Raw genomic sequence first — 8,248 nt, 5'->3', positions numbered from 1 at the left:
AACTCGGAAAAGAAATTTAAAGAGGGGGGGTGACAAATGTCTATGATTTCTACAGAGAAGATTTAAATTCGTATTTAAAGAAATTCTTTATATAAATAAATTTGGAGGATGGTGGAAGTGAACCTGAAGTACTTGAAATATGGTATTCTCTTAGCTCTTATTGGCGGTATTCTAGGGATAATGTCCTTCGTTTGGATGATGCTGATTCGGGATCCTTTAGCTTCATTTTATAGCATATTTTCTTCAAACCCTCTCTTAGTTTGGCTTGGGTACCTGAGCTTAATTGCTTCAATCATCATAGTTTTTCTCACTTTAGCGCTTGCGGCTCGGAAGCTTCTTACCAAAATCAAAACCATTCTTATCTTAATCATCGTCTTGGGTATCATTGAAGCACTGGCCATTGTTCTCCCGTATATTGCTGTAATAGGTGGAGTGCTTGCCATAATTGGTGGAATTTTAGCCTGGATTGGTCTGAGGCCAGCCCCGGCTGCTAAGCCAGCAAAACCAGCAGCGGTTCCAGTAAAGAAAGGAAAAGTGGCTCCAATCAGAATGAAAAGCATACCTATACTACAGGTCGAAGGCATTGGCAAAGTATACGCTAAGAAACTCGCTGCAGCAGGTATTAAAACCACCGGGGACTTACTTAAGGCGGGAAAAGCACCGAGTGGAAGAGCAGAACTCGCCAATAAAACGAATATATCTGATGAGCTCATCTTAGACTGGGTCAGGGGTGCAGACCTAATACGAGTAAAAGGAATCTCAGAACAGTATTCCGATCTTCTAGACGAAGCTGGTATCAAAGATGTTCCGGATCTCGCAAAACAAAAAGCCGAGAGCCTGCATGCGAAGTTAGATGAAGTAAACAAGAAAAGGAAGCTTGTGAAAAGGTTGCCAACACTGAAGGAAGTTGGTGACTGGATTAGTTATGCTAAGAGTATACCTAAAATGGTTGAATATTAATCTGTTCCGAGTTTGGGATTTTTTATATAATATTATCCTTCTCTTTTTTTGTTTTAAAAATATAGCTGATAGTATTTAGGGGGAATTACAGTTTTTGTATAATTCCCACAATCACCCTGAAACATTAGAAGGAAATTAGTTTGTTAAAAATAATAGGAGTTACGCAGTTGAGGGTTGTTTTGTAGGTTAACTGGGCCTGTGGCGGTGTCAAACTCTCCTCTTTTGCCTTGGATTGGTGAAATCCTGAATTTTTAATACCCATCTCTCAAAGAAAGAGATAAAAAAGGCTGAAATAGAAAAAGAAGGCGAACTCGAGCAATCCCATCACCAACCCCACACAAATATCCACCCAACTGCGTAAGTCCTAAATAAATACTTTTTCAATGGGTTTCTGGATTTTTTTCAAATTCTGTATTTAAGAAAATCTTTTCAAACAATTTAACTTCAAGTAGGAAATTTTCATATTCCTCGTAGCTAAGACAATCCATAAAAACCTCTATCATCAGCAAAACCTCCTGAGTAGTTCAAAAAGAAAATCGTATCCCAACTTCTGAGGAATCGTTATGGTTCATTAATTTTAGCCACAGATCCCCGTGTATTTTATTGAGTAAAGATCGCGTGTCAGCCTATCCAAATCTATAGGTGTAACGTTAAACTTCTTAAACATCTGGTAAATCTTCCACTTGTTGGAACTATACATTTCAGGAAGGAACCAGTAAACCCCATAAACCAGTAATATGAAACTTGTGATTTCGTTTATGGCTTCCCACAAGTTCATCTTCTGTTCAATCTTCGAGCAGTGCTTTTCCAAAAGATTGTCGAGCTGGGCAAAACTGGGATTAGTCTTCTTCTCTTTTTGGAGGAAATCATAATAGAAACATCTTCTTGAGCAGTAGGCATTAGCAGTTCTTCTACATCGAATAAAAGAATCAGCTGGGTCAATATATTTGCCACATAGATTGCAGAACAATGCAAACGGCGTGTCCATTAATCTATTCGACTTTATCATCTTTTACTCACTTTTTTTATGCGTTGTTGGCTAAGTAGAATAAAGAAACAAATATTATTAAGGATATTGAAATTTTCAATTCCTCCAAACAAAAGGGCGCTCATAAGGATAAGAAGCATACAAGTAGTGAGAAAAACGCCTCTCCTAAAGGATGTCAAAGATTGGATTGAGCAGGCCAAGAAATTACCAAAAGTAGTTCAGTACTAAAACATTTACTCCTTAGTAAAATCACTCTGCAAAAAATGATTTAATCCCCCTCTTTTTTTAGAAAACTGAAATAATAAGCGTACTGGATTTTTACTTTCTCTAATAAAAAGTTTTTTTAAAATAGTAAATATTTCATCAGCTTATTTAAAAATTCACTCATTTTTTGACCCTATCTTTATAATGAAGAAATGATGAAAATTATTAGTTTAATTCGAAGATTCTAAAAGGAGGTTAGCTGTATGAAGAATTATAAAGCAATAAAATATCAGGAACTAGAGGAAGGAATCTCAATTGTCAGTTTGAACCGTCCAGAGAAACTGAATGCATTCACTATTCAGATGATTGAGGAGCTACACGACCTATTTAACAAATTAGAGTGGGACTTGGATGTGCGGGTGCTAATTCTCACCGGCGAAGGACGCGCCTTTAGTGCCGGCACCGATCTAAACGAGTCTACAAGAATTAACATGCCAGAGGTGCCCGAAGAATATCGTGACATAAAGTATATGGATATTCCCGAAATAAGTAAGAGACAATACTACGGTCAGAAGCGTGCCTCTCAACTAGTTTTGCGACTGCGTGAAATTCCCCAACCCATAATTGCCGCCATAAAAGGACCAGCGGTGGGTATGGCTTTTGCTATTTCCCTAGCAGCTGATATTCGAATCGCTGGAGAAAGTGCAAGGTTTAGAAATTCGGTATTTCTGCTTGGTCTTTCGGGAGTAGATATTGGAAATAGCTATTTCTTACCCCGATTAATAGGTTTATCTCGGGCAGCAGAAATCATCTACACCGCAAGATTCGTAGACGCCCAGGAAGCAGAGAGAATCGGTCTCGTTTCACGCGTAGTTCCCGACGAGAAACTCATGGATGAAGCAATAGCCCTAGCAAAAGTTCTAGTAGCAAAAAGCCCCCTAGGTCTAAGATTGACCAAATCCTCAATAAATGTAAACATTAACGCACCAAATCTGGAGTCAGCCCTCGCTATTGAAAACAGAACCCAAGCTCTTTGCATGAACACTACAGATCCAAGGGAAGGTATAACAGCATTCTTCGAGAAACGTGATCCAAAATACCCCAGAAGATAATTATAAAACTAAAAATTTTTTAACAATACATTTTTTTAAATCAAGTCACATTAATTTAGTTTCCATTAAAAGTCCTTGCTACTGAACAGATGTTATAGCATTTATGTTCAATCAGTTGCTTAGCTTTTCGAAACAATTTTATATTCGAAGAATGAAATTAACGTGTTGTTTCAATGGTTCAAATAAGCTATTAGCTTCTTTATCTGAATTCTTGAAGTTTTGTCTGTGGAGGTATGTACTTGTCAATTGATGTTATTGATAGATTAAAAGACGATATAGGTCCGGAATATGTTCTTCATATGTATGATCCAGCATCTGGCATGAGAGGAGTAATAGTGATTGACACCGCGGCTTTCGGTGTAGCTGGTGGTGGCATTCGAATGCTTCCTGATATAACCACTGAGGAGATTTTTCACTTGGCAAGAGCGATGACCTACAAGTTTGCGGCTCTGGATATGCCGGTTGGAGGCGCCAAATCCGGAATATTTGCTGACCCCACATCACCTAATAGGGATAAAATTCTTGCAGCCTACGCCCGCCAATTCGCTCCGTTCTTGAAGCAACTCATGTATATTCCAGGCGCTGACATGGGCACCTCAGATGAGGATATAGGCAAGATATACAAGTACGCTGGAATGACTGAGATGGCTCCCAGCGGTATGACTCTCAAGGAAAAGGAGGGCATGCCCTTAGAGGATCATCTAACCGGATACGGGGTGGTTGTGGCTGCCGAAGCTGCCAGTAAATTTCTCAAACTTCCCATGAAGGATGCGACTGTAGCTATTGAGGGATTTGGTAAGGTTGGTGGGGGTGTGGCTCGATACATGGTTCGTGGAGGAGCCAAGGTGGTAGCGCTATCATCAATTGAGGGGGCAATCTATAATCCCAACGGTATAGACGTAGAAAAGATGTTGACAATGCGAAAAAAATACGGGGACAAAGTGGTTCTGGAATATAAGGACGCCAAACCAATTAAAAAAGAGGAGCTATTCACTCTGCCTGTAGACATACTGGTGCCGGGTGCAAGACCCTACGTGATAAATAAGAAAAATGCGGGTAAAATTAAGGCCAAACTAATTAGTTCCGGCGCAAATGTTCCGGTTACAGACGAGGCCGAAAAAATCTTGTTAGGAAAGGGAATAGTGGTTCTTCCAGACTTCATCTCAAACTCGGGAGGCGTCATCGCAGCCACGTTAGACCGTATGAGCGCTAGCGAGGATCAAGCCTTCAAACTGGTGGAGGAAAAAATAACATCTTCAATTAAGAAAGTGTTGTCTAAGGCTCTTAAAGAGAAAAGAGTCCCCACCGAAGTGGCTAAAGAAATGGCAATCGGAAAAGTGAAAAAAGCTATGAAAAAGAGGCAACAGTTGCAAGCTCAAGAGTTGGAAAGGATTGTGAGAGAAAAATTCGAAACTTAAAGGCCTCTTTTCCATTTTTGGTGTAAAAGAATTAAAAATTTTTTCTTCTATTTTTTCTAAAATTCTTATTAAGGCTTTTATTTAGAATAAGTTTTTTCTAGAAATTTCCTAATAATTTTTAAATACTAAATTGAATTGAGGGTAAACAGATTTCTCTTATTGGAGGTTGTTAAATGAAGGATTACAAAACTATAAAGTACCAAGAATTGGAGGAAGGCATTGGTATATTAACTTTGAATCGGCCGGAAAGACTTAATGCGCTTAATTTTGAAATGATTGAAGAACTTCACGATATACTGAATGAGTTAGAGTGGAATATGGATTGCCGCGTATTGATAATTACTGGGGAAGGCCGAGGATTCTGTTCCGGAACCGATCTTAAGGAGACTTCTCTATTCGAATCCGTGGACAAGCTTCCGGATAAATATTCCAAGCTCAAATACTTGAAAGTGGATGACGATGCGAAAAGGAAGATGTATGGTCAGAGAAGAATCGCCGATGTCATGATTCAACTAAGAAGAATCAACCAGCCGGTAATCGCAGCAGTGAAAGGACCCGCAACCGGAGGAGGCTTCGCCATAGCCATGGCCTCAGACATCAGAATAGCGGGTGAAAGCGCAAGATTCAACAACGCCTTCATCAACATCGGCATGTCCGGAACCGACGTAGGCAGCAGCTACTTTCTACCCCGACTAATCGGATTATCCCGAGCTGCAGAAATACTATACACCGGAAGATTCGTAGACGCCCAGGAAGCGGAAAGAATAGGATTCGTCTCCAGAGTGGTTCCCGACGACAAGTTAATGGAAGCCGCTTTGGAACTAGCCCGGGAAATGCTCAAAAAGACTCCTCTTGGACTACGCCTAACCAAGGAAGCAATAAACATGAATATTGATGCTCCAAGCATTGAAGCGGCCATATATCTTGAGAATCGAAACCAAGCAGTGTGTATGGGTACCAAAGATATTTTTGAAGCCCTAATGGCTTTTATGGAAAAAAGAAGTCCCAAGTACGGAAAGCGCTAGAGGCACCCATTTTCACTCTTTTTATACGTTTAGGAATTCGAGCATTTTTCCAATGTCCGTAGTTGGGGATTTGCAGGCATAATTCTGGCACACATAGGCTGTAGCTTTGCCTTCGATACTCTTCTGATTTTTAGTGAACTCGGCAATACCGGTGATCTCAGGAGATTTTACATCGCTGGGAACAAAGAGCACCACCTTATTAGGAATAAATTTCTCTCTAAGGGCTCTCAACATGGTTTTTGTATCATCTGTCTTAGTGTTACCCGCAATGACCACCTCGAATGAAGGTCCAAGTGCGAAATCCAATCCTACCATTAGCTGGGTGTATCCCATGGGGGTTCTTGAAACAGTTCTAGAGAAAGTGCGCATTATTTGTGCGGATTTCTCTTCATATTCTGGGTTTGATGTCAGGCGACCGAGGGAAAGCAGATCCAGCATTGCTATAGAGTTTCCTGAGGGGTAAGCCCCATCGTATATTTCTTTCTTTCGGATAAGAATATTTTCTGCATCATCCGCAGTGAAATAAAAGCCTCCATTCTCATCATCCCAAAAATGTTTAATCATTTCTCCAGTTAGAGTAATAGCTTCCCGCAAGTATTTTACTTCAAAGTTGGTTTCATAAAGTTCAATAAGACCATAAATGAGGAAAGCGTAATCATCCAAGAAACCGAGTATAGCGGTATCGCCCTCTCGGTATCGATGACAAAGCCGTCCCTCTGAGTTACGCATTTCCTGGAGTATAAAGTCCATAGCTTTCTCGGCTGCATTTAAGTATTGCGGATTTTGAAAGACTTGAGCTGCTTTAGCTAGTGCCGCAATCATCAAACCGTTCCAGTCGGTTAAAATTTTATCATCTTTTTGGGGATGCACTCTTTTCTCTCTTTCTAGAAAAAGTTTCTGCCTCGCTTTTTCTAAAAGTTCCGAGGTTTCTTCTAATGGCATTTGAAGGTCGGAGATTATTTCTGGAAGAGGTTTTTTCAAGTGGAATATGTTTTTTCCAGTCTTTTTTCTTGATGCCTCATCCTCAAAATTACCCTCTTTGTAAATGTTGTAGATTTTAATTACGGTTTCCGCTTCCTCCCCTGAGAGTATTTGCCTGATTTCTTCCTCTGTCCAGAGGTAAAACTTTCCTTCCTCACCCTCACTGTCTGCATCTTCAGCAGAGTAAAACCCTCCCTCAGGAGCAGTCATGTCCCGCAAAACATAGGTCAGTATTTCTTGGACTGTTTGAGCGTACTCCTCTTTTCCCGTTGCTTGATAAGCATCCGTATAAGCAGTCACCAGCATGGCTTGATCGTATAACATTTTTTCAAAGTGTGGAACTAGCCACTGGTTATCCACGGAGTATCGGTGAAAGCCAAAACCTACGTGATCATATATGCCGCCCAGCCGCATAGCCTGAAGAGTTTTTTCCACCATTCTTAGAGCCCAACCGTCACCGGTGCGCTTCCAGTAACGGAGCAGAAAAGTCAGGTTGTGTGGTGTGGGAAACTTGCGACCATGTCCGAAGCCTCCATTTTGCTCGTCAAAAACATCGTAAAGATTTTCATAGCATCTGTGGAGAATTTCTTCACCCAGTTCCTCACCCGGCATTTCCCGTGAAGCATCTCTAATGGACTTGATTATCTGGTCAGCTGAATTCTCCACCTCTTTCCTACGTTTCTCCCAAAACTCCTTTATCCTTGGTACCAGACTCTTCATCCCAGTCAAACCAAATCTACTTTCCTTAGGAATGTATGTGCCTGCAAAGAATGGTTTTTTATCCGGTGTCATAATTATGGTAAGAGGCCACCCACCGGTCCCGGTCATCATCTGACAAACCGTCATGTAAACATCGTCTATGTCCGGTCTTTCTTCTCTATCCACCTTTATGGACACAAAGTTCTCATTCATCAATCTGGCTACTTCAGGATCTTCAAAAGACTCTTTCTCCATCACATGACACCAGTGGCAGGTGGAGTAACCAATAGACAGAAAAATCGGTTTGTCCTTCTTCTTCGCCCTCTCAAATGCTTCCTCACCCCAAGGATACCAATCAACAGGATTATAAGCGTGCTGCATTAGATATGGACTTTTTTCTAAAATTAACTTATTAGGATTTCTCTCCTTTGATTTATCAGCCATAAGCACAGTCTCCTAGCGGTAAAAGTCATGAGCTTTAAAACAGAATCTTTATCATACGAATAAGAATATTGTGGATAATCTCCTCCACATAAACTATTGAATTAATTCCTTATACTCTGCTAAAGATATTTCTTAATAAAACAGAGGTAATAAAAAAAAGAAATTTAGAGTAAAATATCGTTTTTACTCTTCTTCATGTGGAACTTTCTTTGAGTCTATCTTGAATTAATGATTAGATCATGTAACACCTTGCAATACAATATGGTTTATCAAAGTCTAAGAGTTCGTAGTCCCAATCATAGCCCGTAAATAGTTTAAAAAGCTGGCACATAACTGAACCGGGACCACATTGCAAACCTCCGACCACCCGGTTCATCAACCGTTGTCCGAAACTTACCCATCTAGGACACTTCCAGA

At 40.4% G+C, this 8,248-nt stretch carries 8 protein-coding genes; 4 read left to right on the top strand and 4 right to left on the bottom strand.

Annotated elements, in window-relative coordinates:
* Positions 1–117: 117 nt before the first annotated feature.
* Complete coding sequence (locus tag ACUVXA_RS12685) at positions 118–960, top strand: DUF4332 domain-containing protein (RefSeq protein ID WP_445871639.1); 843 nt, start codon at positions 118–120, stop codon at positions 958–960.
* 380 nt (positions 961–1,340) lie between these two features.
* Here ACUVXA_RS12685 and ACUVXA_RS12680 read toward each other — a convergent pair whose 3' ends face one another.
* On the bottom strand, positions 1,341–1,463 hold the full coding sequence (locus tag ACUVXA_RS12680) for a hypothetical protein (protein WP_445871638.1): 123 nt from the start codon (positions 1,461–1,463) through the stop codon (positions 1,341–1,343).
* Between the two features lie 74 nt (positions 1,464–1,537).
* The gene (locus ACUVXA_RS12675; RefSeq protein ID WP_445871637.1) at positions 1,538–1,969 is read right to left on the bottom strand and encodes a hypothetical protein; all 432 of its coding nucleotides are present in this window, start codon (positions 1,967–1,969) and stop codon (positions 1,538–1,540) included.
* 446 nt (positions 1,970–2,415) lie between these two features.
* On the opposite strand from ACUVXA_RS12675, the gene ACUVXA_RS12670 reads away from it, so the two are divergent.
* The 3 genes from ACUVXA_RS12670 (at position 2,416) to ACUVXA_RS12660 (ending at position 5,707) form a co-directional block, all read left to right on the top strand.
* Positions 2,416–3,264: an enoyl-CoA hydratase/isomerase family protein gene (locus tag ACUVXA_RS12670; protein ID WP_445871636.1), complete on the top strand. Its 849-nt coding sequence runs from the start codon at positions 2,416–2,418 to the stop codon at positions 3,262–3,264.
* Positions 3,265–3,503: 239 nt separating this feature from the next.
* A complete protein-coding gene (locus ACUVXA_RS12665; protein WP_445871635.1) occupies positions 3,504–4,682 on the top strand; it encodes a Glu/Leu/Phe/Val family dehydrogenase in 1,179 nt (392 codons plus the stop codon).
* A gap of 173 nt (positions 4,683–4,855) precedes the next feature.
* Complete coding sequence (locus tag ACUVXA_RS12660; protein WP_445871634.1) at positions 4,856–5,707, top strand: enoyl-CoA hydratase/isomerase family protein; 852 nt, start codon at positions 4,856–4,858, stop codon at positions 5,705–5,707.
* A gap of 21 nt (positions 5,708–5,728) precedes the next feature.
* Here ACUVXA_RS12660 and ACUVXA_RS12655 read toward each other — a convergent pair whose 3' ends face one another.
* A complete protein-coding gene (locus tag ACUVXA_RS12655; RefSeq protein ID WP_445871633.1) occupies positions 5,729–7,831 on the bottom strand; it encodes a thioredoxin domain-containing protein in 2,103 nt (700 codons plus the stop codon).
* 232 nt (positions 7,832–8,063) lie between these two features.
* The coding region (locus ACUVXA_RS12650; RefSeq protein WP_445871632.1) for a hypothetical protein at positions 8,064–8,248 on the bottom strand (185 nt) is incomplete at its 5' end.

The organism is Candidatus Jordarchaeum sp., assembly GCF_052745115.1.
Note: the sequence above shows the minus strand (reverse complement) of the source record. Positions and strands in the feature narration are given on the sequence as shown.

Bases quoted from the DNA above. Each gene is read 5' to 3' on its own strand.
- ACUVXA_RS12680 (WP_445871638.1), bottom strand. From the start codon at position 1,463: ATGATAGAGGTTTTTATGGATTGTCTTAGCTACGAGGAATATGAAAAT.
- ACUVXA_RS12675 (WP_445871637.1), bottom strand. From the start codon at position 1,969: ATGATAAAGTCGAATAGATTAATGGACACGCCGTTTGCATTGTTCTGC.
- ACUVXA_RS12670 (WP_445871636.1), top strand. From the start codon at position 2,416: ATGAAGAATTATAAAGCAATAAAATATCAGGAACTAGAGGAAGGAATC.
- ACUVXA_RS12660 (WP_445871634.1), top strand. From the start codon at position 4,856: ATGAAGGATTACAAAACTATAAAGTACCAAGAATTGGAGGAAGGCATT.
- ACUVXA_RS12655 (WP_445871633.1), bottom strand. From the start codon at position 7,831: ATGGCTGATAAATCAAAGGAGAGAAATCCTAATAAGTTAATTTTAGAA.